At 61.3% G+C, this 24,153-nt stretch carries 24 protein-coding genes and 1 tRNA gene; 11 read left to right on the top strand and 14 right to left on the bottom strand.

The annotated features are described in order from the left end of the window. Window positions 1-4: 4 nt before the first annotated feature. Window positions 5-1,624, bottom strand: coding sequence for a cytochrome-c oxidase, cbb3-type subunit I (ccoN, locus tag GL286_RS06655; protein ID WP_155094769.1), 1,620 nt, complete (start codon window positions 1,622-1,624; stop codon window positions 5-7). A 236-nt stretch (window positions 1,625-1,860) separates the two neighbouring features. On the opposite strand from ccoN, the gene GL286_RS06650 reads away from it, so the two are divergent. Next, window positions 1,861-2,694, top strand: coding sequence for a universal stress protein (locus tag GL286_RS06650; RefSeq protein WP_155094768.1), 834 nt, complete (start codon window positions 1,861-1,863; stop codon window positions 2,692-2,694). Between the two features lie 5 nt (window positions 2,695-2,699). Here GL286_RS06650 and fnrL read toward each other — a convergent pair whose 3' ends face one another. After that, on the bottom strand, window positions 2,700-3,449 hold the full coding sequence (gene fnrL, locus GL286_RS06645; RefSeq protein ID WP_155094767.1) for a transcriptional regulator FnrL: 750 nt from the start codon (window positions 3,447-3,449) through the stop codon (window positions 2,700-2,702). A 52-nt stretch (window positions 3,450-3,501) separates the two neighbouring features. Here fnrL and hemN point away from each other — a divergent pair, with 52 nt between their 5' ends. Next, entirely contained in the window at window positions 3,502-4,857 is a 1,356-nt protein-coding gene (gene hemN, locus GL286_RS06640) for an oxygen-independent coproporphyrinogen III oxidase (RefSeq protein ID WP_155094766.1), read from the top strand. Window positions 4,858-4,860: 3 nt separating this feature from the next. Here the strand turns inward: hemN and GL286_RS06635 are convergent, their stop codons facing one another. The 3 genes from GL286_RS06635 to GL286_RS06625 form a co-directional block, all read right to left on the bottom strand. Continuing rightward, window positions 4,861-5,802 (bottom strand): cation diffusion facilitator family transporter, encoded by a 942-nt coding sequence (locus tag GL286_RS06635; protein WP_246184856.1) that lies wholly within the window; start codon window positions 5,800-5,802, stop codon window positions 4,861-4,863. A 141-nt stretch (window positions 5,803-5,943) separates the two neighbouring features. After that, complete coding sequence (gene polA / locus GL286_RS06630; protein WP_155094764.1) at window positions 5,944-8,751, bottom strand: DNA polymerase I; 2,808 nt, start codon at window positions 8,749-8,751, stop codon at window positions 5,944-5,946. Between the two features lie 153 nt (window positions 8,752-8,904). Beyond that, window positions 8,905-9,093 carry a zinc-finger domain-containing protein gene (locus GL286_RS06625; protein ID WP_155094763.1) on the bottom strand — a complete coding sequence of 63 codons (189 nt, stop codon included), beginning with the start codon at window positions 9,091-9,093 and terminating at the stop codon, window positions 8,905-8,907. Between the two features lie 69 nt (window positions 9,094-9,162). On the opposite strand from GL286_RS06625, the gene GL286_RS06620 reads away from it, so the two are divergent. After that, window positions 9,163-10,116, top strand: coding sequence for an ABC transporter ATP-binding protein (locus tag GL286_RS06620; protein WP_155094762.1), 954 nt, complete (start codon window positions 9,163-9,165; stop codon window positions 10,114-10,116). Window positions 10,117-10,123: 7 nt separating this feature from the next. Here GL286_RS06620 and GL286_RS06615 read toward each other — a convergent pair whose 3' ends face one another. Then, window positions 10,124-10,498, bottom strand: a complete 375-nt coding sequence (locus tag GL286_RS06615; protein WP_155094761.1) for a histidine triad nucleotide-binding protein — start codon at window positions 10,496-10,498, stop codon at window positions 10,124-10,126. Between the two features lie 15 nt (window positions 10,499-10,513). Then, window positions 10,514-12,091, bottom strand: coding sequence for a DUF5928 domain-containing protein (locus tag GL286_RS06610; protein WP_155094760.1), 1,578 nt, complete (start codon window positions 12,089-12,091; stop codon window positions 10,514-10,516). A 134-nt stretch (window positions 12,092-12,225) separates the two neighbouring features. Here GL286_RS06610 and GL286_RS06605 point away from each other — a divergent pair, with 134 nt between their 5' ends. From GL286_RS06605 to GL286_RS06590, 4 genes are all read left to right on the top strand, one after another. Continuing rightward, window positions 12,226-13,044, top strand: a complete 819-nt coding sequence (locus GL286_RS06605) for a sulfotransferase family protein (RefSeq protein WP_155094759.1) — start codon at window positions 12,226-12,228, stop codon at window positions 13,042-13,044. 307 nt (window positions 13,045-13,351) lie between these two features. Beyond that, window positions 13,352-13,558, top strand: a complete 207-nt coding sequence (gene rpmF / locus GL286_RS06600) for a 50S ribosomal protein L32 (protein ID WP_155037761.1) — start codon at window positions 13,352-13,354, stop codon at window positions 13,556-13,558. Window positions 13,559-13,575: 17 nt separating this feature from the next. Next, entirely contained in the window at window positions 13,576-14,700 is a 1,125-nt protein-coding gene (gene plsX, locus GL286_RS06595; protein ID WP_155094758.1) for a phosphate acyltransferase PlsX, read from the top strand. After that, the gene (locus GL286_RS06590; RefSeq protein WP_155094757.1) at window positions 14,700-15,671 is read left to right on the top strand and encodes a beta-ketoacyl-ACP synthase III; all 972 of its coding nucleotides are present in this window, start codon (window positions 14,700-14,702) and stop codon (window positions 15,669-15,671) included. Before plsX ends, GL286_RS06590 begins: the two co-directional genes overlap by 1 nt. Here the strand turns inward: GL286_RS06590 and GL286_RS06585 are convergent, their stop codons facing one another. Beyond that, window positions 15,672-15,947: a DksA/TraR family C4-type zinc finger protein gene (locus GL286_RS06585; RefSeq protein ID WP_155094756.1), complete on the bottom strand. Its 276-nt coding sequence runs from the start codon at window positions 15,945-15,947 to the stop codon at window positions 15,672-15,674. It abuts the gene before it with no gap. A 196-nt stretch (window positions 15,948-16,143) separates the two neighbouring features. Here GL286_RS06585 and ihfA point away from each other — a divergent pair, with 196 nt between their 5' ends. The 4 genes from ihfA (at window position 16,144) to GL286_RS06565 (ending at window position 18,319) form a co-directional block, all read left to right on the top strand. After that, window positions 16,144-16,452, top strand: coding sequence for an integration host factor subunit alpha (ihfA, locus tag GL286_RS06580; protein WP_155094755.1), 309 nt, complete (start codon window positions 16,144-16,146; stop codon window positions 16,450-16,452). Further along, window positions 16,452-16,982 carry a MerR family transcriptional regulator gene (locus tag GL286_RS06575; protein ID WP_155094754.1) on the top strand — a complete coding sequence of 177 codons (531 nt, stop codon included), beginning with the start codon at window positions 16,452-16,454 and terminating at the stop codon, window positions 16,980-16,982. The genes ihfA and GL286_RS06575 overlap by 1 nt, the downstream gene beginning before the upstream one ends. Before the next feature lie 123 nt (window positions 16,983-17,105). After that, window positions 17,106-17,183 (top strand) — tRNA-Pro (locus tag GL286_RS06570). Window positions 17,184-17,245: 62 nt separating this feature from the next. Beyond that, window positions 17,246-18,319 carry a 2'-deoxycytidine 5'-triphosphate deaminase gene (locus tag GL286_RS06565; protein WP_155094753.1) on the top strand — a complete coding sequence of 358 codons (1,074 nt, stop codon included), beginning with the start codon at window positions 17,246-17,248 and terminating at the stop codon, window positions 18,317-18,319. On the opposite strand, the gene GL286_RS06560 is transcribed toward GL286_RS06565, so the two are convergent. From GL286_RS06560 to argS, 6 genes are all read right to left on the bottom strand, one after another. Further along, on the bottom strand, window positions 18,316-18,519 hold the full coding sequence (locus GL286_RS06560) for a hypothetical protein (RefSeq protein ID WP_155094752.1): 204 nt from the start codon (window positions 18,517-18,519) through the stop codon (window positions 18,316-18,318). The two genes, GL286_RS06565 and GL286_RS06560, sit on opposite strands and share 4 nt — an antisense overlap. 18 nt (window positions 18,520-18,537) lie before the next feature. Further along, complete coding sequence (gene scpB, locus GL286_RS06555; protein WP_155094751.1) at window positions 18,538-19,197, bottom strand: SMC-Scp complex subunit ScpB; 660 nt, start codon at window positions 19,195-19,197, stop codon at window positions 18,538-18,540. Beyond that, window positions 19,194-19,985 carry a segregation and condensation protein A gene (locus tag GL286_RS06550; RefSeq protein ID WP_246184871.1) on the bottom strand — a complete coding sequence of 264 codons (792 nt, stop codon included), beginning with the start codon at window positions 19,983-19,985 and terminating at the stop codon, window positions 19,194-19,196. Before GL286_RS06550 ends, scpB begins: the two co-directional genes overlap by 4 nt. A 103-nt stretch (window positions 19,986-20,088) precedes the next feature. Then, window positions 20,089-21,075, bottom strand: coding sequence for a beta-N-acetylhexosaminidase (gene nagZ / locus GL286_RS06545; protein ID WP_155094749.1), 987 nt, complete (start codon window positions 21,073-21,075; stop codon window positions 20,089-20,091). 4 nt (window positions 21,076-21,079) lie between these two features. Beyond that, window positions 21,080-22,252: an SPOR domain-containing protein gene (locus GL286_RS06540; RefSeq protein WP_155094748.1), complete on the bottom strand. Its 1,173-nt coding sequence runs from the start codon at window positions 22,250-22,252 to the stop codon at window positions 21,080-21,082. A gap of 68 nt (window positions 22,253-22,320) precedes the next feature. Then, window positions 22,321-24,066: an arginine--tRNA ligase gene (argS, locus tag GL286_RS06535; protein WP_155094747.1), complete on the bottom strand. Its 1,746-nt coding sequence runs from the start codon at window positions 24,064-24,066 to the stop codon at window positions 22,321-22,323. Between the last annotated feature and the right edge of the window lie 87 nt (window positions 24,067-24,153).

Raw genomic sequence — 24,153 nt, 5'->3', positions numbered from 1 at the left:
ATCCTCACTCGGCGGGAACGGCGATGGTGGTCGCCTGCGTCTTGGGCTGGCGATTGACCGTGGCCCAAAGGTTGTAGCACATGATCACTCCGCCGGTCAGATACAGGACCCCGCCCAGCGCGCGCACCACGTTCATCGGGAATTTCGCGGCCACCGTGTCGGCGAAGGCGTTAACGAGGAAACCTTGGGCATCAACTTCGCGCCACATCAGCCCCTCCATGATCCCCGAGACCCACATCGAGGCCGCGTAAAGAACCAGACCGATGGTCGCGAGCCAGAAATGCCAGCTGACCAGAGCGTCGGAATAAAGCCGCTCGCGCCCCCAAAGCCGGGGCGTCAGGTAGTAAAGCGCGCCAAAGGTGATCATGCCGTTCCAGCCCAGCGCGCCGGAATGCACATGCCCGATGGTCCAGTCGGTGTAATGCGACAGCGAGTTCACGGCCTTGATCGACATCATCGGGCCTTCGAAGGTCGCCATGCCGTAAAAGCCCACGGCCACGACCATCATGCGCAGCACCGGATCGGTGCGCAACTTGTCCCAGGCCCCCGACAGCGTCATCAGGCCGTTGATCATGCCACCCCAACTGGGCATCCACAGCATGATCGAGAAGACCATCCCCAAGGTCGAGGCCCAGTCAGGCAGCGCCGTGTAATGCAGGTGGTGCGGACCGGCCCAGATATACAGGAAGATCAGCGCCCAGAAGTGGATGATCGACAGCTTGTAGCTATAGACCGGACGCTCGGCCTGCTTGGGGATGAAGTAATACATCATCCCAAGGAAGCCCGCGGTCAGGAAGAAGCCCACCGCGTTATGGCCATACCACCATTGCGTCATCGCATCCTGCACGCCCGAGAATAGCTGCACGGATTTCGAACCAAGGAAGCTGACCGGAACCGACAGGTTGTTGACGATATGCAGCATGGCGATCGTCACGATGAAGGACAGGTAGAACCAGTTCGCGACGTAGATATGGGGCTCTTTCCGTTTCAGGATCGTGCCTAGGAACACTGCCAGATAGGCGACCCAGACCACGGTCAGCCACCAGTCCACATACCATTCCGGCTCGGCATATTCCTTGGACTGCGTCGCGCCCAGAATATAGCCCGTCGCCGCCAGCACGATGAACAGGTTATAGCCCCAGAAAACGAACCACGCGGCATTCCCGCCCCAAAGCCGTGCCGCCGAGGTCCGCTGCACGACATAGAAGGATGTCGCGATCAGCGCGTTGCCGCCAAAGGCAAAGATCACCGCCGAGGTATGCAGCGGACGCAGCTTGCCGAAATTCGTGTAGCCGTGTGTCAGGTCGCTGAGGTTCAGGACTGGAAAGGCCAGTTGGAACGCGATCACCACGCCGACAAGAAATCCGACGACTCCCCAGAAGGCGGTGGCGACCACACCTGCCCGCACAACGCTGTCGAAATATTCGGTCTCGGGATGCGGTTCCAGCGCGGGCTGTTCATTTCCCATCTGCCGCAGCACACGGATGAACAGGAAACCTGCAACCAGCATGATGATCATGGCGTTGGCTATATAGGCCGGATCATCGGGGCGCGCCCAGTTGGCAGCAATGGCGGCAAGCACCGCGATCACCCCCAACACTATCAGCTTGATGGAGTCCAACATGCGAATCGTGTCCCTTCGTGCTCAGTCAGGGGCGCCAATTGCACGCGCTTTTGCGTTCATCCGACGGGCCCGACGGAATGAGGCTACACAGGAAACGTCTCACGGCTCTTTGATCTGCGTCAACCTTGACGGGGCCAAAGCCGTGTAATCTTGCACTATTGCCGAACAAATTTTCCGAAACGAGAGTATGTTCGGACTATCACGACGCCGCGTTTTTCGCGGAGAGAGGAGTGACCATGCCGTACAAGTCCATCCTGACAGTACTGACCAGCGATCAGCAGCACGACCAGCTGGAATCAGCCATCGCCATGACCCGTCGCGAAGAGGGTCATCTGGACGTTTTCTGCCTTGGCATCGACCATACCCAAAGCGGTTACTATTACGCCGGTGCCTCGGCCTATGTGTTCCAGGAATCAATCGATCAGGCTGTCGCAGCCGCGTCGAAGCTGGAGGAAAAGGTCCGCGAACGCCTGCATGCCGAAGATATCCGCTGGGCGGTCGATTCGGCGGTGGCCCAATTGGGCGGGCTTTCGACTCTGGTCGGGATGCGGGCGCGCTACGCGGACCTTGTCGTTCTCAGCCAACCTTATGGCCATGACGCGCCGACCGACTCCGAGGCGATTACGGAAGCTGCCCTGTTCGAAGGCTCGGTTCCCGTGCTGGTCGTCCCCGGCACATTGCACGAACCTTTCGGCCGCAAGATCCTGATCGCGTGGAACCAGTCTGCCGAGGCGATGACCGCGGTACGCCGTGCGCTTCCCCTGCTGCAAGCCGCGGATCAGGTCGAGATCACCGTCATCGACCCGTCGCCGAACGGCCCCGAACGCTCTGACCCCGGTGGAGCGCTATGCCAGATGCTGACCCGACAGGGCGTCAAAGCCGAAATCGCCGTTCTCGCCCGCACGATGCCCCAGATCAGCGAGATCATGAACCGCCGTGCCACGGAAATCGGCGCCGACATGATCGTAATGGGGGCCTATGGCCACTCGCGCTTCCGTCAGGCGATCTTGGGTGGCGCGACGCGCAACATGCTGGAAAAGGCCACTGTCCCGATTTTCATGGCCCGCTAGCAGGGTCAACTGGGCAAGCCGCCGTCCGAATCCTCGCCGCTTTCGATGACCAGGTCCTCGAATGACGGGATGATGACGCGGCGCTTGCCCTCAAGCTCGATAACACCTTCGCGCTTGAGCGTGTTCATCTGACGGCTGACGGTTTCAAGGGTCAGCCCCAGATAATCCGCCATCGCCTCTCGGGTCAAAGGCAGTTCTACGGCGAAGCGCCCCTTGGGTCGCTGCCGCGCCAAAGCGGCCTCGCGCCGCGCAAGGATGACAAGGAAAGAGGCGATCTTTTCGCGTGCGGATTTCCGGCCGAGCAGCAGCAACCAGTCGCGCGCCGCGTCCAGTTCATCCAAAGTCATCTCAAGCAGACGTCCGGCCAGATGCGGCGTCTCGGCCAGCAGTTTCTCGAACGGCTTGCGGCGGAAGCAGCACAACACGATCTCGGATGTCGCAGTAACGGTGTAGCTGGCGATCTGCCTGCCCGGACGGCCCAGAAAATCGCTGGGCAGCAGCAGGCCGACCATCTGGGTGCGGCCGTCTTCAAGCTGCTGGGTCAAGCCGGCCATGCCGGACACGACCGAGCCGACGAAGTCCATCTGGTCTCCAGCCCAGACGATGACCTGCCCCGCCTCGAAACTGCGATAGTATTTCATACCCTCCAGCTCGGCCAGATCGTCGCCTTCGCAATGGGCACAAACGGCTCGGTTACGGATTGGGCAAACATCGCAGGCTGGCTGCAACGTCAGTGTAGCTACGTCAGCGGGCATGATTTGATCTGGGTCAAGGAAAAAGGGGATCGTTAGGTCCAAAGATAGACATATGGAACAGCAATCGCAACTTCAGCGGCTGGGATTGTTCGACGCACGCGTGCCGCGCTACACCAGCTACCCGACCGCTCCGCATTTCGGTGTTAATGTTGACGAAACCCGCTTTCGCGAGTGGATCACGGCTATCCCCGAGGGGGCCGCGATCTCGTTATACGTGCATGTGCCATTCTGTCGCAGGCTCTGCTGGTTCTGCGCCTGTCGCACCCAAGGTACCCAATCCGAGGACCCTGTCCGGTCCTACGCCAAGTCGCTTCTTGCCGAATTCGACCTGCTGAAAGCGACTCTCGCGCCCGGAGTTAAGTTGTCGCGGCTGCATTGGGGCGGCGGCACACCGACCTTGCTGCCCGCCGATGTGATCCGCGAATTGTCGGCGGCGATCCTGTCGGCCTTTCCGCTGGCCGAGGGGGCGGAATTCTCGGTCGAGATCGACCCCAACGAAATCGACGAAGCCCGCATGGACGCGCTGGCCGAAGCCGGTCTGACCCGTGCGTCAATCGGCGTGCAGGATTTCGATCCCGAAATCCAGAAGGTGATCGGACGCGAGCAAAGCTTCGAGCTGACCAAGCGCGCCGTCGATATGATCCGTGATCGCGGCATCGCCAGCCTGAACGCCGATATCCTTTACGGCCTGCCGCATCAGGACCCGCAGCGCATCTCGAAGACGGTGCAGGACCTGTTGGCACTGTCGCCGGATCGCGTGGCGCTTTATGGCTATGCCCATGTGCCGTGGATGGCCAAGCGTCAGGTGATGATCCCCGAGGACAGCCTGCCCGGTCCGCATGAACGTCTGCATCTGTTCGCGCAAGCCCGCGAACTGTTCCTTGCCGATGGCTATGACGAGATCGGGATTGACCATTTTGCCCGACCCGGAGACGGTCTTGCCCGCGCACAACGCGAAGGCAAGCTACGCCGCAATTTCCAAGGCTACACCGATGATCAGGCCAAGGTGCTGATCGGACTGGGCGCGTCCTCGATTTCGCGATTCCCGCAAGGCTACGCCCAGAACACGCCAGCCACCGGCGGCCATGTCGCCCAGATCCGTGATGGCCGTTTCTCGACCAAACGCGGCCATGTCTTCTCGGCCGAGGACACCTGGCGCAGCCGCATGATCGAGGCGCTGATGTGCGATTTCGAGATCAGGGCCGACGAATTCATCCGCGATCACGGTTTCACCAATGAAACGCTTGCGGCGCTGTTCGCCCCCGTCGTCCAGAAATTCGGTGACATGGTTGAGGTCGACAGCGCCGGTCTGCATATCCCGTTGGCTGGCCGCGCCCTGACCCGAATGATCGCAAGGATGTTCGACGCCTATGATATGGCGGCGTCGGGTCACTCTTCGGCGATCTGAACCCTAGTGACGATTGCCATGGCCATGGTTATGGCCGTGATCGTGATCGTGATCGTGATCGTGATCGTGATCGTCGCTGTGTTGCGGATCACCGCAAGGCTCGCCCAGCCATTCGCTTTCGATCGTGGCGTGGTCGATTCCGAACTTGGCCTTCAGCATCGTCTTGGCGTTCCGTACAAGATCCGAGGGAATCGCCCCCGGCTCCATCACCAGATGGGCCGATAGTGCCGTGCGCTTTTCGTCGATCTGCCACAGATGCACATGATGCACACCGGTGACGCCCGCAATCCGGTGCAATGATTGATCGACCTCGTCATGGTTGATCCCCGCAGGGGCCGCCAGCATCAGCATCCGCGTGACAGGGCCGATTTCCATCCCGACATGCCACATGATCACGACCGAAATCGCCACCGTCAGAAGCGGGTCGGCAATCTGCCAGCCAAAGGCCCAGATCAGCAGGCCTCCCAGAATGACCGCGATCGAGACCGCCGCATCCGCCAGATTATGCAGGAACGCCGCGCGGATGTTGACGCTTTCCTGCGCCGCCCGCCAAACCAGTGCGGCTGTCGCAAGATCAATGACCAGCGCAAGACCGGCCAGTGCCATCACCAGCCCGCCCTGCACCTCAGGCGGGTCAAAAACCCGCCCGAAAGCCTCGATTGCCAACCAGACCGACACCGCGATCAGCGCGATGTAATTCACAAAGGCCGCAACGATTTCGGCCCTGCTCCAGCCGAAACTCATGTCCGGACTGGCGGGACGCCGTGCCAGACGTCGCGCACCGAATGCCAGAACCAAGGCCAGCGCGTCCGAGAAGTTATGCACTCCATCCGCGATCAGCGCCGTCGAATCCGCGACATAGCCGCCGATGACCTGCGCGAGCGTCAGGCCAAGATTGACGATGACCGCGATCAGGATCGTGCCGTCGCCTGCTCCGGCGGGCATATGCGAATGTCCTGGATGATCGTGGCCATGTGCCATATCGAAATCTCCTGCGCCACGACCGAACCATGACGGTGCGGTCGGGCAAGCTTCATGTTTTCCGAATTTCCGGCTGCCGCAGCGAAAGGCGCGGCAGCCCGAAACTCAATGGGCCTCCGCCCAGTTCGCGCCCACGCCCGCATCGACGATCAGCGGAACGTCAAGTTTGATGGCCGGTTCGGCTGCGTTTTCCATCACATCGCGGGCGATGCGGATCAGGTCGTCGACGGCACCTTCCTCGACCTCGAAGACCAGTTCGTCATGGACCTGCAGCAGCATCTTGGCGGGCAGGTCGCGGATCGCATCCGGCATACGGATCATGGCACGGCGGATGATATCTGCCGCCGCCCCTTGGATCGGTGCGTTGATCGCGGCGCGGCGCGCGCCACCTGCGGCGGGGCCGCTTTGGTTGATCCCCGGCGTCTTGATCCTACGTCCGAACAGGGTCCGCACGAAACCATCCTGCTTCGCCTCGGCCACGGTGCGGTCCATATAAGCGCGGATCTCGGGGAATCGCTCGAAATAGGTGTCGATAAAGGCCTGAGCCTCGGCGCGCGGGATACGCAGGTTGCGCGCAAGACCAAAGCCAGAGATACCATAGATCACGCCGAAGTTGATCGCCTTGGCGCGACGGCGGATCATCGGGTCCATGCCGTCGACCGGCACGCCGAACATCTGGCTGGCGGTCATGGCGTGAATGTCGATGCCGTCACGGAAAGCCTGTTTCAGCGCCGGAATCGAGGCGACATGCGCCAGAATTCGCAACTCGATCTGGCTGTAATCGAGGCTGATGATTTTCATCCCCGGTCCGGCGACAAAGGCCTCGCGGATGCGGCGGCCCTCGTCGGTGCGGACGGGGATATTTTGCAGGTTCGGATCGGTCGAGGCCAGACGTCCGGTCTGCGCCCCCGTAATCGAATAGCTGGTATGAACGCGGCCCGTATCAGCATTCACATGCGTGGGCAGCGCGTCGGTATAGGTCGATTTAAGCTTCGAGATGCCGCGCCAGTCCAGCACGCGCGCGGGCAGGTCGTGCCCCTCGGCTGCCAGATCCTCGAGCACATCGGCGCTGGTCGAGAAGGCCCCCGTCTTGCCCTGCTTACCGCCCGAAAGCCCCATGCGCTCGAACAGGATCTCGCCCAACTGCTTAGGGCTGCCGACGTTGAAGGGACCGCCGGCGAGGCCGTGGATCTCCTCCTCCAGCGCGGCCATTTTCTGGGCAAACGCGCTCGACATCCGACGCAGGTGATCGGCGTCGATGCGAATGCCCGCCATTTCCATCTCGGCCAGAACCGGAACCATGGGGCGTTCCAGAACCTCGTAGGCGGTCGCCACATGTTCGCGCGACAGCAGAGGGCGGAAGTGGTGCCACAGCCGCCACGTCACCTCGGCATCCTCGGCGGCATATTCGCCGGCCCTCTCGACCGGAACCTGAGCGAAGCCAATCTGCGACTTGCCCGAGCCGATCAGATCCTTGATCGGCACGCATTTATGCCCGAGATAGGTTTCCGAAAGCTCGTCCATGCCGTGGTTATGTTCACCGGCATTCAGGGCATAGGACATCAGCATGGTGTCCTCGATCGGGCCCATTTTCAGGCCCAGCCGCGCGAGGATCTTGCAGTCGTATTTGATGTTCTGCCCGATCTTCAGCACAGCCTCATCGGCCAGCACCGGTTTCAGCAGCGCCAAGGCGCGTTCAAGCGGCATCTGCCCTTCGGCCAGCGTCGGGCCACCGAACAGATCGCCCGCTGCACCCTCTCCGACATGGCCCAAGGGGATATAGGCGGCGCGGCCCGGACCGGTGCAAAGCGAGACACCGACCAAATCGGCCTGCATTTCGTCCAGCCCCGTCGTCTCGGTGTCGATGGCGACGATGCCCTTTTGCGTGATCTCGGCCAGCCATTCGGCCAGCACGGTTTCGTCGCGGATGATGGTGTAAAGGCTGCGGTCGATTGGCGGCAGTTCCACCTTGGCCGAGGCCGTCGCCACCGTGGCGGCTTCCACGATGACCGGAGCTTCGGCACCGAAACGGTCGGCAACGCGCTGGGTCAGGGTGCGGAACTCCATCCGGGTCAGGAAGTCCAGCAGCGCCTCGGGATCGGGATCGCGCAGTTCCAAGGATTCCAGCGTGAAGTCCAAGGGGGTATCGCAATCAAGCTGCACCAGTTGCTTCGAGATGCGGATCAGATCCGCATTGTCGATCAGGGTCTGGCGGCGCTTGGGTTGCTTGATCTCGACAGCGCGTTCAAGAAGTGTTTCAAGATCACCATATTCATCAATAAGTTGCGCGGCAGTCTTAATCCCGATTCCAGGTGCGCCCGGGACATTATCGACGGAATCGCCCGCAAGCGCCTGCACATCGACGACACGATCCGGCCCGACGCCGAATTTCTCGCGCACCTCGTCGGGGCCGATATCCTTGTTCTTGATCGGGTCGAGCATGCCGACGCCGCCGCCAACCAGTTGCATCAGATCCTTGTCGGAGCTGACGATGGTCACCCGCCCGCCCGCATCCCGCGCCTTGCAGGACAGCGCCGCGATAATGTCATCGGCCTCGTAACCCTCGGTCTCGATACAGGCGATATTGTGGGCGCGGGTCGCCTCGCGGGTCAGCGGGAATTGCGGGCGCAGGTCCTCGGGGGCCGGAGGGCGGTTGGCCTTGTAAAGCGGGTAGATGTCATTGCGGAAGGTCTTGGACGAATGGTCGAAGATCACCGCAAGATGGGTCGGCTGGTCCGACGGCTTGCCGCCTTGGATGTATTTCCACAGCATATTGCAGAAACCGGCGACCGCACCGATGGGCAATCCGTCCGATTTGCGCGTCAGCGGCGGCAGCGCGTGATAGGCGCGAAAAATAAAGGCCGATCCGTCGATCAGATGCAGGTGGTGCCCCTTGCCGAATGCCTCAGTCATATGCGCCGATCCTTTCCTGCATCTTCCGATGCCCCCTTCTGCCACGAAGGCCGCCAAGGGCCAAGTCCACGCGCCATGGCAGGCCCGCGACAAATGAAAAGGACCGCCGGATCAGCCCGACGGTCCCGAATAGCCTAGCGGCGATACTGCCGATCAGTGATCGTCATGCGCGTGTTCGCGGTCGATCACGAAGCGCTTGTCGCAATAGCCGCATTCGACCTCGCCCGAATCCTGCGGGATCGCCAGCCAGACGCGGGGGTGGCCCAAGCCACGCGCTTCATCTCCCTCGCACGCCACTTTCCAAGAGGTGACGGTCTGGGTCTCGGGGGCCGGGAGGGTCATGGCGTTTCCTTGAGCTCTGACGACAAACGGGTTTAAACAGGCGAGCATCATAATGACTGGAATGAACCGATGCCAGCCCCCCAAAGCCCTGACGACATCGCGAATGCAATCGAGATCCGCGGCCTGACCAAGACCTATGCGGCTTCGGGCAATGCGGCCCCGAAACTCGCGCTCAAGGGACTGGACCTGACAATCCCCGCCGGATCGATATTCGGTCTGCTAGGTCCGAACGGCGCCGGAAAGTCGACGACGATCAACATCCTTGCAGGTCTTGTACGGAAGACGGCCGGAAAAGTGACGATCTGGGGATTCGATCAGAACGTCAACCCGCGCCAGTCGCGCGCCGCCATCGGGGTCATGCCACAAGAACTGAACATCGATCCGTTCCTTTCCCCCCGCGCCAGCCTCGAGGTGCAGGCGGGCCTGTACGGCGTCCCCAAGCGCGAGCGCTGGACCGACGAATTGCTCGATCTGGTCGGACTGACCGAGCAGGCCGAAAGCTATACCCGCCATTTGTCGGGCGGCATGAAGCGCAGGCTTTTACTGGCAAAGGCGCTGGTCCACCGCCCCCAGATCCTTGTCCTTGACGAGCCGACCGCAGGAGTCGACATCCAGCTTCGCGACATGCTGTGGAAGAATGTGCGCCGCCTGAACGAGCAGGGCATGACGATCATCCTGACGACCCATTACCTAGAAGAGGCCGAGCAGATGTGCGACCGGATCGCGATCATCGACCGCGGCGAATTGCTGCTGTGCGAAGACACCCGCACGCTGCTTGGACGCGCCGATTCCAAGACGCTGATTGTCGATACCGGAGACAACCAGACCATCCCCGCGCTACCTGACGATATCCGCGCGACGAGGCGTCCCGACGGTCGCCTTGCGATGAGCTATACGCCGTCGCGCATTCCGACCGACATCCTGATCGACGCGCTTCGCAACGCGGGGCTGCCGATCAAGGATGTCGCGGTCGAGGCTCCGGATCTTGAAGACGTGTTCCTGCAACTCACGACCAGAGCCTGAAACAACATCATGCCGGATTGACCATCCGGCCGATATTGCGGCCCCCCAGAATGTGCATGTGGAAATGCGGCACTTCCTGCACGCCGTGCTCGCCCGCATTCGCGATCGCGCGGAAGCCCTGTCCCTGATCCAGATCCACTCCCAATTCGCGCGTCACCTGAGCGACGGCCCGGGTGAAGTCGACGATCTCGGCCTCGGAGGCATTGGCCGCGAAATCGTCGTAGCTGACATAGGCGCCCTTAGGAATCACCAGCACATGCACCGGAGCCTTGGGCATGATGTCATGGAAAGCCAAAGTATGTTCGGTTTCCAGAACGGTCTTGTTCGGGATCTCGCCACGCAGGATTCGGGCAAAGATATTGTTCGGGTCATAGGCAGGCATGCGCCCCTCCGGTCCTTAATCGGTGAATAGATATTCCGTGCTGGCAAGCTTATGCGCCGTGTCGGGCAGGACATCGAGGAAGCCCGCCAGTTGAACGGCATTTTCCTCGGTGCTGCGCCATGGGGCGATGGCGTAGAACTGTGCGAATTCCATATCGCGCAGTCGCTCTGATTCATGCTCCAGATCAGCGCGCACGGTCGGCAACAGCCGGTCGACAACCTCGGAGGGTGTCTCAGGTCCGGCCAGACCAACGCGGCCGATATGGCCCCTGATGTAACCCTCATCGAATTCGGAATCGATCAGAAGGATGCGGGTGTCTGCCTTGTCCTTCATCAGATCCTCGATCAGGTGCAGCGCCGAAGGGTCCAGACAGATCACCAGACGGTTCGATTCGAATTGCTCGAAAAGCAAGCGCAACAAGGCGCGCCGGTGGCGTTGGCGCTTGGCGACCGTTGTCTCGACTCCGCCCAGATCCGGCAGATTCGCCCGCCATTCGTTGAACAGATAATCCACCGCCGGAATTTCCGTGCTTTTGCGGATCGCATCGGTGAGGCGCTTCGCGACATGCCATTTTTTCGCGACCACAAGGCGCAACGAATTCTCGCGACCCAGACTGCTCTCGGTTTCCCAGAAGCGCGGCGCAAACCTGCGGCCAACCCGACCCCGTCCCGTCAGGAACTTGAACAAGCCCGTCGCCTCGTTAGAGATCGGAAAATGCACGCCTTTCGCCGCCCAAAGCGCGCCGAGTCGCTCGCGCAGGCGCAGAGCTTCGGGGCTGATCTTGCGGGCAAACAGATAGTTTTGCCCCATCAGCAGATCATACTGATCGTTATAAAATGTGACTGGCATACCGTAATCGGTAAAAACCAGATATGTCAGCGTTCGGGTGCGCAATTCCTTGCGGGCGACAACGTGACGGACGATGGTCTGGAAAAAGGTCTCGTCCGGAATCCAGGTTGTGGCAAAAAACCGCATCACATCGGGACGGCTTGCGCAAAAATTAAGCACCTTCTCGACCGTGCGGCGACGCAGGCACCACCATTGCGAACCGATCATGACCTGAATATCCGCCGGAATCGGCCGCTTCAGGTTGAAGCGTTTCTGGATCTCGTAGCTGGCATAGAAGCGCTTCGCCTGTGTGCGCTCATTGAACCAGTGCCGATAGATCAGACGTTCTTCCTTGAAACCGGTCTTGATCCAATCGGATTCGAAGAAATCGAATGACTCGATGTAGTCGCAATCCTCGGCGTCCAGAAACGCATGGGCATATTCAGCCGACTTGATCGGCATGCAATCGCCTGAAAGCATGTAGAAATGCGTTGCCTGCGGGAAGGCCCCGACTGCGGCTTTCACGGCCTCGAGCGTCGCACCGACCAGCGACCACTCGCCCCAACCGCATCGCCAGCGTTTCGCGGCAAATACCACCGAAGGATTATCGGCCAGCGCCTGCCGGATCAGATCAAAGTCGCGCGGATTTGCGCGGCCATCGAAATGGATGGAAACATAATCCCCCGAGGCCGCCAGCCGGTTCGCCTGTGCGATGACACCCTTGGGATCCTTGTGACAGAGTAGAATGAAGGCAATGCGCGCCATTTATCTCATCAGTCCGTTCATCACGTCAGTCGAACTCCACACGAGGTTGAAACTCCGCCAGCGATTTGCTTTCTGTGTCTAACGATTTTGGCAAGGTCGGCAACCCGACCCCAGCCCCAAAAAAGGAATAACTCATGGGCTTTCCCGGAACCTGGATGACTGAAAGCGAAAGCATGGTCTATCGCGTCGTCCCGAAATGCGCCTGCTCATCAATCGGTCAGATCATGTTTTATTCCGACCACGGGCGATATTTCGACGGAGACATCCACGATTCCACGAGCGGGCTTCATAAATGGAGCCAGGAAGCCAGCCAGTCCCCCATCGAGAAAACCGTGCGGTCGCATAACGCACTGACCTTCACTTGTGTCCGCAACCCCTACGCGCGCATCCTGTCGTCCTTCTTCGACAAGATCGCCGGCATCCAGCGCAACGGCAAAAGGTATCGCGGCAATCTGGTGCCGCAACTGATGCAGCGCTACGGTGTCGATGTTGGCAGCCCGGAAAACAACTTCGCATTCGACCAGATCGCCAGTTTCCGACGCTTCCTGCTTTTCGCACGCGATACCATCCGCTGGCGCCGCCCGATGGAGCCCGATATCCACTGGTCCGCAATGTCAGGCCATATTTCGACCTTCATCGTGAATGGCGGTCGTTACGACCAGATCTTCTTCACCGAGAAGTTCAATGACGGCATGCAGAAAGTCCTGAACGCCGCGCCGACTCCGGTGAAGCTCGACGTCAACGACGTGCCGAAATTCAACGAATCCGAAGGCCATGGCCCGAAGCGCGCCCATAAGGTCAGCGAATATTTCGACGACTTGTCGCGCCACCTCATCTGGGAAATCTACAAGAAAGACTTCCAGCTGTTCAAATATGACTTCGACAATCCGGACAACAAGTTCCCTAAGGGCGAAGTCGATATCAACGAAGTCCACGCCAAGCTGGGACGTTAGTCCCCGACCGTTTCCGACCGGCCGCGGGCAGTCACAATGACTGTCCCCGTGGCCCACATCATAGGCTGCGGCGCACCCAGCGCCGCATTTTCGAATACTCCAAGATTTCCCTTGCGATTCGGCAAATTTTCGCTATTTTCGCGCGTTCATTCGACCGGCGGGGGATGACCCGGACCGCGGCCCCCTGCGTGAGACATCGTTTCGTGCCTTGCGGCTGACGCTCCATTGGCCTATGCCCCGCCCCAGACCCGATATCAGAATCCGGGGCCATCGTGAGATTGCCCCCCGAACCACTTGAGGTTGTGACATGGCCGTCCCTCAGAACCGAGTTACCCGTTCCCGCCGCAACATGCGCCGTTCGCATGACGCTCTGGTCGCCGGCAACCCGAACGAATGCACCAACTGCGGCGAGCTGAAGCGCCCGCACCACGTCTGCCCGTCCTGCGGCCACTATGCCGACCGTGAGGTCGTGGCTCAGGCGAACGAAGTCGACCTGGACGAAGACGCGGCATAAGCGGACTTACCGAGGACATGACTTCGGCGGAGAATTCGACCGGCCCACGCTCCCCTCAACACCAGGGCAGCGTGGTTATATCTGTCGACGCTATGGGCGGTGATCGCGGACCTTCTGCGGTCGTGGCCGGTATCGCGCAGAGTGCCGAGAAAAATCCCGAGATCCGTTTCATTGTCCACGGTCCGATAGCCGAGCTTGAACGTCTGATCTCCCGTCGCGACGGGTTGGCTGCGCGTTGCGATATTCGCGATGCGGCCGGCGTCGTTACGATGGATGACAAGCCCAGCCAGGTGCTTCGCAAAGGCGAAGGCACCTCGATGTGGTCGACGGTCGAATCTGTCCGTAAAGGAGAGGCGACGGTAGCCGTATCCTGCGGTAATACCGGTGCCTTGATGGCGCTTTCGATGCTGCGGCTGCGCAAGCTGCCCGGCGTCAACCGTCCGGCAATTGCCTGCCTTTGGCCCTCGCGCAATCCGCAGGGGTTCAATGTCATGCTCGACGTCGGAGCAGACATCCGTGCCGATGCGCAGGATCTGCTGACCTATGCGCTGATGGGCGCATCCTATGCCCGCAACGGCCTTGGCCTCGCCCGTCCACGGGTGGGGCTTTTGAACGTCGGGACCGAGGAACACAAAGGTCGGGCCGAACTCAAGCAGGCCCATGAACTGATCGGTGCGGCTGCTGAAAGCGGCAGCTTCGAATATGTCGGCTTCGTGGAAGGCGGTGACCTGCCGTCCGACCGCGTCGACGTGATCGTGACCGACGGCTTCACCGGAAACATTGCCCTGAAAACCGGAGAAGGCACGGCCAAACTGGTCGGTGACTTTCTCAAGGAAGCTTTCGGCAATTCCGTGATGTCGAAATTCGCGGCCCTTCTGGCGATGACCTCGCTCAAGAGACTGCAAAAGCGGATCGACCCGCGTCGCGTGAATGGCGGGGTTTTCCTTGGCCTGAACGGTACTGTGGTGAAATCACACGGCTCTGCCGACGAAACCGGTATATCGGCGGCGATCAAGCTGGCTTTCCAGCTGGCGCAATCGGGCTTTCATGATCGCCTTGCCGCGCGGGTGGCCCAGTCCCTTGCGCATGAGGCAGCCGGGCGGACCGGCACTGAAAAAGAAGAATACAAGGGGACGTCCTGATGCGGCGTGCGGTTGTCCGGGGCACGGGTCATTACCTGCCCGAACGAGTGGTCGAGAACAGCTGGTTCGAAGACAAGCTTGAGACCAGTGACGAATGGATTCGGACGCGCACCGGTATCGAGCGGCGTCACTTTGCTGCCGACGACCAGCGCACCTCGGATCTGGGCATCGCCGCCGCGAAAGCTGCGCTGGAAAACGCAGGCATGACGGCCGACCATATCGATGCGGTCGTCGTGGCGACCTCGACACCCGATTTCACCTTCCCGTCAGTCGCAACCATGGTTCAGGCCGGAATCGGCATGAAGCGTGGCTTTGCATTTGACGTTCAGGCTGTTTGCGCGGGGTTCGTGTTTGCCTTGGCCAATGCCGACGCCATGATCCGTTCGGGTCAGGCCGAGCGCATTCTGGTCATCGGAGCCGAGACCTTCAGCCGCATCATGGACTGGAGCGACCGCGGAACCTGTGTCCTGTTCGGCGACGGCGCTGGCGCGATCATTCTTGAAGCTGTCGAAGGCAACGGAACCGTCGATGATCGCGGCATCCTTGCGACCGACCTGAACAGCGACGGCCAGTATCGCGAACTGCTTTACGTTGACGGAGGCGTTGCGTCGACCGGAACCGCCGGCCATTTGCGGATGCAGGGCAACCTCGTCTTCCGCCATGCCGTCGAGAAGCTTGCAAACACCGCCCATCACGCGCTTGATCTGGCGGGCATTGCTCCGGAGCAAGTCGATTGGCTGGTTCCGCATCAGGCAAACCTTCGCATCATCGAAGCAACCGCCAAGCGCATGCATCTGCCGATGGAAAAAGTCGTCCTGACGGTCGCCGATCACGGCAATACCTCGGCAGCGTCCATCCCGTTGGCGCTTTCGGTCGCCAATTCGCAAGGTAAATTCCAGCCGGGTCAGGTCCTTGTCGCCGAAGCTATCGGCGGCGGGCTGGCATGGGGTTCGGTCGTTCTGCGCTGGTAATCACCGCAGCTGCGAATCTTTCGAGCCGCGCCGGTTGATCCCGCCACTCGGGCGCCATGCCTTGTCATGGCCTGACTGGCAATTGACGCATAGATGCACTCCGGGAATCGCCTGACGGCGGGCCTCGGGAATTGGTTCGTCACATTCGGCGCAAAATTCCGCGCTTTCCCGCGCGCCTCGCAGCGAATTGCGCAGCCGCATCCTCTCGATCGCTTCCTGATTCGAGACGTCGATTTGGTCGTTCACCGCTTCATCGCGTGCCCATCCACCAGCCATCTCTGCCTCCTTCCTGCCTTTCGGTATGAAGATAGGATTGAATCCTGCCCTTACAAACCGCGATCAGATAGGAAATTGCGGGAAAGGCTAGAATAAGGCGAATGAATTCCGCTGTTTGGGAACCATGCATGGCCTGTTCCGGTTGACAGGTCACGGCAAAAAAATCATCCTTGGCATCAAGAGAGAGGTTTCCCCCATGAGCGAATCCACCCTGACCCGCATGGATCTGGCAGAAGCTGTATTCCGCGAGGTGGGTCTTTCCCGTCACGAATCGGCCCAACTGGTCGAAAGCGTCCTTGGCCACATCTCAGACGCATTGGTAAAAGGCGAACAGGTCAAGATTTCTTCGTTCGGCACGTTTTCCGTGCGCGACAAGAACGAACGGATCGGCCGCAATCCCAAGACCGGCGAAGAGGTCCCGATCACACCCCGTCGCGTTCTTTCCTTCCGCCCATCGCATCTGATGAAAGATCGGGTCGCCGCCGGAAACAAGAACGGTAGCTGATGGACAAATCGCCCGACGCCTTCCGTTCCATTGGCGAGGTCTCGAACCTCGTTGGCGTCGCGCCTCATGTCCTGCGCTATTGGGAGACGCAGTTCAGCCAACTGTCGCCGGTCAAACGCGGCGACGGTCGGCGTTATTATCGTCCCGACGATGTCCGCCTTGTCGCCGGCCTATGCCAGATCATGCGCGAGGACGGACTAAGCATACGTGGTGCCAAACGCATGATATCGGCGGATCGTGGCGCCGCCGTGCGCCGCATCGGTGCCGAACGGCTTGGTGAAGCTCAAGGTGAAAGCGCCGCACCTGTGGCAACAATCACCCCCGAGCCTCCGCCACCCGCCCCACGACGCAGTCCCGAGAAAAGCCTTCAATCGCTGCCGCTATTCGCTGAGCCTGTCGCACATCAGCCGCAGTCGTGGTTTGAACGGCTTTGCGCGACGTCACGGGCGCTTCGCGATCTGGAAAATAACAAAGCCACCCTGCCAGCGCCGGCAGCAGCGCTGCGCGAACGGCTGAACTCCGCCCTGTAAAAGCATGTTTTTTCGTGATTTCCGTCAGGCGGAATATTTTCTTGCCGATATCGGAATTAATCCCCAGAAATCGGCGCGCGCCCCCTTGTGCTGCCCGCCTGCTTCGCTCTATATGACCCCCGTCGGGCCGTGGCGCAGCCTGGTTAGCGCGTCCGTCTGGGGGGCGGAAGGCCGAGAGTTCGAATCTCTCCGGCCCGACCATTCCGAAAACGCCCATCTCTTTTCAGAGGTGGGCGTTTCCCCTTTTCCGAAAGGAATTTTCCTTGAACGGTGTTCTGCCCGACAGCGCCCTGCGCCAGTTGATCGAGAACGGGGCCATTTCGGCCGAACTTCCGATTCTTCCCGAACAGGTCCAACCTGCCAGCCTTGATCTTCGCCTTGGCACGACCGCCTGGCGGTTGCGCGCCTCGTTTCTCAGCGGCCGTGGCCGCAAGGTCAGCGAACGGCTCGCGGATTTCGAAATGCACCGCATGGATCTGACGGACGGCGCAGTGCTTGAAAAGGGCTGCGTGTATCTGGTGCCGTTGATGGAGCGTCTGACGCTGCCAAAGGGGCTAGATGCGGTCGCAAACGCGAAAAGCTCGACCGGACGTCTGGATCTGCTGACACGCCTTGTCACGGATGAAGGCACCGAGTTCGACCGCCTGCCCGAGGGCTATGACGGCCCGATCTATGCCGAAATCTGCCCGCGCAGCTTCTCGGTCCTTGTCCGCCCGGGCATGCGGCTGAACCAACTGCGGTTGCGGCAGGGTCAGGCGGTACTGTCGGACAACGATCTGCGCGCCCTGCACGCGCTAGAGCCGTTGGTGACGGGCGATGCGCTGATTGATGACGGCCTTGGTTTCTCGGTCGATTTACGGCCCACGCAAGGCGATCTGGTCGGCTACCGTGCGCGGCCGCATAGCGGCGTCATCGACCTTGACCGGATCGGGGCGTACCGAGCCTCGGATTTCTGGGACGAGTTGCATACCACCGACGGCCAGCTGATTCTGGACCCCGGCGCATTCTACATTCTGGTCAGCCGCGAAGCTGTCTCGATCCCGCCGGAATACGCGGCCGAAATGGCGCCCTATCTGGCGATGGTCGGGGAATTCCGCGTCCATTACGCAGGCTTTTTCGATCCGGGCTTTGGCCACGGCCAAGCGGGCCTTGGCGCACGCGGCGTGCTTGAAGTCCGCTGCCACGAGGCCCCCTTCGCGCTGGAACATGGACAGGTCGTCGGGCGGCTGGTCTATGAGCGGATGGCCGAACGGCCCCGGCAGCTTTACGGGACCGGAATCGCCTCGAACTATCAGGGTCAGGGCCTGAAACTTGCCAAGCAGTTCGTGGCGGGCTAACGGCCCAGCCTGCGGGTGATGCGCGCCGCCTGTCGGGCGCGCTTCACCATCTGCCGCGCGGATTTTTCGCGCTTGCGCTGCTGCGCCGTCTGCTTGCCGCCATCCGAGTTCATCTGGCGCAGCCCCTTGTTGATCCCCCAGTTCAGCAACCGGTTGGTCAGCATGCGGCTCATCATGTTGAAAAACTGATTCATATTCATGTTCTGACTCTTTCTGCCCTATTCGTCTTCGAACAGGTCTTCGGTACTCGGCTCATCGATCAGATCATCATCGAGGTCCGGTTGCAGCGGAATGCCCGCATCCCCCGGAGGCCGCGATTCCAGAAGTCCGGCAGCCCGCAGCTCTGCCAGTCCCGGCAAATCGCGCGCACTTTCCAGTCCGAAATGGTCAAGGAAATTCTCGGTCACCACGAAGGTCACCGGACGGCCGGGTGTCTGACGCCTACGCCCGACGCGCACCCAGTCCAGTTCGATCAGGTGATCCAGCGTGCCCCGACTGACCGCCACACCGCGAATCTCTTCGATTTCAGTGCGTGTCACCGGCTGGTGATAGGCAATGATCGCCAGAGTTTCGGTCGCCGCCCGCGACAGGCCGCGCTGCTCGACAGTCGATTCTTTCATCAGGAAAGCCAGATCGGCGGCGGTGCGGAACGCCCAGCGATCACCCACACGTGTCAATTGCACACCACGCGATTCGTAGCGCGCGCGCAGGCTTTCCAACGCCTCGGCCACATCGCTGCCTTCGGGCAGACGCGAGGCAATGTCGCGCAGGCTCAGGGGATCGGCACTGGCAAACAGGACAGCCTCAACCATCCGCTCCTGTTCGGAAAGCGACAAGGGCGCAGTTGCACCCGCATTCAGGGTTTCGGTCGTCGTCATTCTGTGCGCCTGCGGATCGTGATGGGGGCAAAAGTCTCGGTCTGGCGCAATTCGATACGGCCCTGCTTCGCCAATTCCAGTGTGGCGGCGAAAGTCGCCGCGGTGGCCGAGCGGACCCGCTCGGGGTCGTTGTCCCAGCCATCGGGCAGGAACGCAACAAGCGCCGTCCAGTCGCCGGAATAGCCGATCATGCCGCGAACGCGATCAAGCGCCTGTTCCATGGTGAAAACATTTTTGCGATCAAAGGCATAGGGCCGGAATTCATCCTTGGTGCGTAGTCGCGCATAGGCCCGCATCAGGTCGATCAGACTGGACTGCCATGCCACATTGCGCGTGCGCGTCACGGTCTCGGGGGCGCCGCGCGGGAAACGCTGATGCCCCAGACGATCACGCGCCATGAGCCGAGCAGCGGATTCGCGCATGGCCTGTAGACGTTCAAGCTGGAAAGCCAGATGTGCCGCCATATCCTCGGCCGAAGGGCCTTCGGTTTCCGGATCGGGTGGCAACAGCAAACGCGATTTCAGGAACGCGAGCCATGCCGCCATGACAAGGTAGTCAGCGGCAAGCTCGATCCGCAAGGCGCGGGCTTGCTCGACAAAGGCCAGATACTGGTCTGCCAGTTGCAGGACCGAGACCTGCATAAGGTCCACCTTCTGCGTTCGCGACAATGTCAGCAGCAGGTCCAGCGGACCTTCGAAGCCCGAAACGTCGACAACTAGCACTTCTTCGGCCTGCCGCTCGGCCACGCCCGAACTCTCCGCGACCGGAGGCGGCGGTGTCTCGCCCATGGCTTCCTTGTCGGGAACGGGCATCAGATAGGGAACTTTGGTCATATTGGATCAGGCCGATTGGATCGGCCGAGAATCGGTCATGGTGAACTGCAAGTCAATCTTATGCGGCAAGCCCGCCAAGAACGCGCAATTCGTCACGCATCTGCGCGGTTTCAAGCGTATCTGCGGATTTGCGCATGGCCAGCGCCCGTTCGCCGCGCCGCGCCGTCTGGACCGAGATCCGGCCCGCCGCCGCGACGATGCTTTCCATCTGAGCAAGCGTCTCGTTGCAGGACAGAACCAGATCGCAACCGGCGGCGATGGTCGCGGCAGCACGTTCTGCTGGAGTGCCCGACAGCGCCTCCATCCCGATATCGTCCGACATCAACAGCCCGTCAAATCCAAGGCGCTCGCGGATCAGCCTGATCACCGGTGCCGAAGCTGTCGCCGGTGCTTCGTCGATGGACGTGAAACGGATATGCGCCGTCATGGCCATCGGCAAATCGGACAATGTCCGGAACGGCGCGAAATCGGTCGCGTCGAGTTCGGCCAGATCCGCCTCGACGATGGGTAAGTCCTTGTGGCTATCGACACGGGCACGGCCATGGCCCGGCATATGCTTGATCACCGGAAGCACCCCTGCGGCCAGCATCGCGTCCGCCGCGATCCGGCCCAGCCGAATGACGGTTGCCGCATCCTTGCCAAGGCAGCGATTGCGCAGGAAGGGATGGGTGTCGTCGCGCGCGATATCCAGAACCGGCGCACAATCCGCGTCGATTCCCGCGTCACGCAACTCGCGTGCCATCAGATGATGATGCAGCCAGATCGCACGATCACCATTCGCCGCCTGATCCAGCGGCGCGGGCCAGTCAGTCCAATGCGGCGCACGCATACGCTGGACGCGACCGCCCTCTTGGTCGATCAGGATCGGAGCGTCACGTCCGATCGCATCGCGCAGATCCGAGGTCAGCCTCCGCAGCCTGTCGGGCGTGTCGATGTTCCGACCGAACAGGATAAAGCCCCATGGGTTGGCCGCACGGAAAAAGTCGCGCTCTGCCGCCGAAAGGTCGGGACCGGCAATACCGCCGAGGATCGTCGCACCAGTCATGTCGTCACTTCGCAGTTGCGGGGATGCAGTCGATGCCACCAGCGATCAGAGCCGCGCAAAACTTGCGGGCCTCATCCTTGGATTCAAAGCCACCGGCACGCAGACGCCAGAACGTGCGACCTCCACTTTGGGCCTCCTGCACGATGCGGGATTTTCCCGAGAACAGGTTTCCGAACTTGCCCGAAACCCGCTTCCACTCGCCCTTGGCCAACGCGTCGCTGTCAAACGCACCAATCTGGACCAGCGTCGAACCCGAAGCCACCTTGGCCGGAGCCGGTTCGTCAGGCTCGGCGGTCGGCGCGGCAGCGGGGCGGCTGGCAGCAGCGGCTGGCGCGGCATCCGTTGCCGTCGTCGCAGCAGCAGCGGCGACACGACGCGGGCGCGGCGTGGGACGGCTTGACTGCTGCACGGCAGCAGCAACCGGAACCGGCAGTTCGGCATGGGCCTCGGCCAAAGCCTGATTGATCGCGGTATCCTGCGTCTCGCGGCCAGCCAGATCGGTCAGAACCTCGTTCACCGGAGCCTCGGTCGTCGGAGTGTCGGAAACGGCAACCTCGTCCACGGCCTCGGGCTCGATGGTCGACTCGGCCAATGCCGCAGCCTCGCCATCGGGCAGAGGAATGACACGGGCGGCTTCATCGAGAAGCGGAAGCTCGACCGCGCTGGACGGTTCCTGCGTGGTTGCGCCGAACTGGCCCATCGCAAGATCCTGTTCGACAAGTCCGGTCGCGGCGGGCGCAATCGCAACTTCGTCGGCGACTTTCGCCGTACCGCCTGCTGCGACCGAGTTTACGGCCAGTCCGGTGCGGTCGGTCAACTCGCCACCCGGATCGGATGGGGCGCTGCGGGCCTCGCCTTCCATTGAACGGATCAGCGGCACGCCCGAGACGTCACGCACCGCCAGCTTGAAGCCCCAGACCGCCAGCACGACGATCAGCCCGACCGAGACCAGCGCGCCCACATAATGGGTCAGGCGCGACAGGCGTCCCAGCAGCGTTTGCGGTTCGACCATGACCCCACGATGCGCATCGGCATAGCGCGGGTCGTCCCAGTCCTCTTCGTGAAGTTCGTCTTCATAGCCGGAACTCTGCGCGTGTTGGCCATAGGGAAAGTCCTGCGCGTACCGCTGGGGTCGCGCGCCCTGAAACCCGCCAGAGCGGAAGTCTACGGTTGTCATTCCTGCCTGCCTGCCGGTTCGCCCGGTGTCTATTCGTTACACTGCTCGACACCGGCAGGGCACTGTTCTCAGCGCATCTCTTTGGCCGGAGTCACGCCCAAGATACCAAGACCGGCTGAAATGACAACGCCAACAGCCCGTACCAATGCGATTTTCGCCGATGTTGCGGCAAGATCGCCATCCTGCACGAAGCGCAGCGAGGTCTCGTCATTGCCGCGATTCCACAACGAGTGCAGTTCGGACGCGATATCATACAGATAGAACGCAATCCTGTGAGGTTCATGGGCGCGGGCCGCGATCTCGACGGTGCGTGGCCATTCGGCAACTTTTTTCGCTAGCTCAAGCTCGGCAGGATGGTTCAGCAGGGCCAGATCCGCACCGGCAAGCGCCGCGTCATCGGTCGCAACCCCAAGTTCGGACGCCTTCTTCAACACCGAATTGATGCGTGCATTGGCGTATTGGACGTACCAGACCGGATTGTCTTTCGACTGTTCCAGCACCTTGTCGAAGTCGAAATCCAGCGCAGCGTCGTTCTTGCGGGTCAGCATGTGGAAGCGGGTGACATCCGCGCCCGCCTGCTCGACGACGTCGCGCAGGGTGACGAACGTCCCCGCCCGCTTCGACATCTTAAAGGGCTCGCCGTTCTTGAACAGCTTCACCAGCTGGATCAGCTTCACGTCCAGCGGCACACGGCCATTCGACAGCGCAGCGACGGCTGCGGTCATCCGCTTGACGTATCCGCCGTGATCCGCGCCGAACACGTCGATCAGCTGATCGAAGCCACGGTCGATCTTGTCCCAGTGATAGGCGATATCGGGCGCGAAATAGGTCCATGCGCCGTCCGATTTCATCACCGGGCGGTCCACATCATCGCCATGCGCGGTCGAGCGGAACAGCGTCTGTTCGCGCGGCTCCCAATCCTCGGGGGTTTTGCCCTTCGGCGGCTCAAGCACGCCTTCGTAAATCAGTCCTGCAGCGCGCAGACGGTCGATGGCAGCCTCGATCCGGCCGGTGCCGTAAAGCGCCTTTTCGCTGCTGAACACGTCCATGCGGACGTTGAGCAGCGCCAGATCCCCGCGGATCATGTCCATCATCGCATTGGTGGCGAACTCGCGGATCTCGACCAGCCATTCGGATTCCGGCTTGTCGAGCAGGCTGTCGCCATATTTCGCCTTCAGCGCCTCGCCGACCGGGATCAGGTAATCGCCGGGATAAAGACCCTCGCGGATCTCGGGCTCAAGGCCGTTGGCCTCGCGGTAACGCTCATAGGCCGAGCGCGCCAGCACATCGACCTGCGCGCCGCCGTCATTGATGTAATATTCGCGCGTAACGTCATAGCCCGCGAAATCCAGCAGCGCCGCCAGCGCGTCGCCGAACACCGCGCCGCGCGTATGGCCGACATGCATCGGACCGGTCGGATTGGCGCTGACAAACTCGACGTTGATCTTTGTGCCGTCACCCAGCGTCGAGCGGCCGAAATCCGCGCCTTGCCCCAGCGCGACCTTCAGCACGTCAAGCCATTCGCCAGATGCAAGACGCAGGTTCAGGAAGCCCGGACCAGCCACCTCTGCGGCGCTGATCCGTGGATCGGCGGTAAGGCGGGTCGCAAGGACGTCGGCGATCTCGCGCGGCTTCTTTCCGGCAGGCTTGGCCAGTACCATGGCGGCATTGGTCGCCATGTCACCATGCGCGGCGTCTCGCGGCGGCTCGACGGTCACGGCTGCGGTTTCGAGGCCCGGGGGCAGCTCGCCCGCCTGTTCCATCTGGGCCAGCGCGTCGATCACGAGCGCACGGATATCCGAAAAGAGGTTCATGGCTTCCATCCATAATGTCGGTGCGGGATAACGCCTGCCCTTGGGGGCCGTCAACCGCAGCAATGCCAGAGAAACGGCACGAAAACG

The organism is Paracoccus aestuariivivens (genome assembly GCF_009711225.1).
Classification (GTDB): domain Bacteria; phylum Pseudomonadota; class Alphaproteobacteria; order Rhodobacterales; family Rhodobacteraceae; genus Paracoccus; species Paracoccus aestuariivivens.
Note: the sequence above shows the minus strand (reverse complement) of the source record. Positions and strands in the feature narration are given on the sequence as shown.

Bases quoted from the DNA above. Each gene is read 5' to 3' on its own strand.
- GL286_RS06615 (WP_155094761.1), bottom strand. From the start codon at position 10,498: ATGCCTGCCTATGACCCGAACAATATCTTTGCCCGAATCCTGCGTGGC.
- nagZ (WP_155094749.1), bottom strand. From the start codon at position 21,075: ATGACTGGTGCGACGATCCTCGGCGGTATTGCCGGTCCCGACCTTTCG.
- GL286_RS06560 (WP_155094752.1), bottom strand. From the start codon at position 18,519: ATGAATATGAATCAGTTTTTCAACATGATGAGCCGCATGCTGACCAAC.
- scpB (WP_155094751.1), bottom strand. From the start codon at position 19,197: ATGACGACGACCGAAACCCTGAATGCGGGTGCAACTGCGCCCTTGTCG.
- ihfA (WP_155094755.1), top strand. From the start codon at position 16,144: ATGAGCGAATCCACCCTGACCCGCATGGATCTGGCAGAAGCTGTATTC.
- fnrL (WP_155094767.1), bottom strand. From the start codon at position 3,449: ATGCCCGCTGACGTAGCTACACTGACGTTGCAGCCAGCCTGCGATGTT.
- GL286_RS06575 (WP_155094754.1), top strand. From the start codon at position 16,452: ATGGACAAATCGCCCGACGCCTTCCGTTCCATTGGCGAGGTCTCGAAC.
- GL286_RS06585 (WP_155094756.1), bottom strand. From the start codon at position 15,947: ATGGCTGGTGGATGGGCACGCGATGAAGCGGTGAACGACCAAATCGAC.
- GL286_RS06625 (WP_155094763.1), bottom strand. From the start codon at position 9,093: ATGACCCTCCCGGCCCCCGAGACCCAGACCGTCACCTCTTGGAAAGTG.
- GL286_RS06540 (WP_155094748.1), bottom strand. From the start codon at position 22,252: ATGACAACCGTAGACTTCCGCTCTGGCGGGTTTCAGGGCGCGCGACCC.
- GL286_RS06605 (WP_155094759.1), top strand. From the start codon at position 12,226: ATGGGCTTTCCCGGAACCTGGATGACTGAAAGCGAAAGCATGGTCTAT.
- GL286_RS06590 (WP_155094757.1), top strand. From the start codon at position 14,700: ATGCGGCGTGCGGTTGTCCGGGGCACGGGTCATTACCTGCCCGAACGA.
- plsX (WP_155094758.1), top strand. From the start codon at position 13,576: ATGACTTCGGCGGAGAATTCGACCGGCCCACGCTCCCCTCAACACCAG.
- polA (WP_155094764.1), bottom strand. From the start codon at position 8,751: ATGACTGAGGCATTCGGCAAGGGGCACCACCTGCATCTGATCGACGGA.
- hemN (WP_155094766.1), top strand. From the start codon at position 3,502: ATGGAACAGCAATCGCAACTTCAGCGGCTGGGATTGTTCGACGCACGC.
- GL286_RS06550 (WP_246184871.1), bottom strand. From the start codon at position 19,985: ATGGGCGAGACACCGCCGCCTCCGGTCGCGGAGAGTTCGGGCGTGGCC.
- GL286_RS06635 (WP_246184856.1), bottom strand. From the start codon at position 5,802: ATGCCCGCCGGAGCAGGCGACGGCACGATCCTGATCGCGGTCATCGTC.
- GL286_RS06610 (WP_155094760.1), bottom strand. From the start codon at position 12,091: ATGGCGCGCATTGCCTTCATTCTACTCTGTCACAAGGATCCCAAGGGT.
- GL286_RS06650 (WP_155094768.1), top strand. From the start codon at position 1,861: ATGCCGTACAAGTCCATCCTGACAGTACTGACCAGCGATCAGCAGCAC.
- ccoN (WP_155094769.1), bottom strand. From the start codon at position 1,624: ATGTTGGACTCCATCAAGCTGATAGTGTTGGGGGTGATCGCGGTGCTT.
- GL286_RS06620 (WP_155094762.1), top strand. From the start codon at position 9,163: ATGCCAGCCCCCCAAAGCCCTGACGACATCGCGAATGCAATCGAGATC.
- argS (WP_155094747.1), bottom strand. From the start codon at position 24,066: ATGAACCTCTTTTCGGATATCCGTGCGCTCGTGATCGACGCGCTGGCC.
- rpmF (WP_155037761.1), top strand. From the start codon at position 13,352: ATGGCCGTCCCTCAGAACCGAGTTACCCGTTCCCGCCGCAACATGCGC.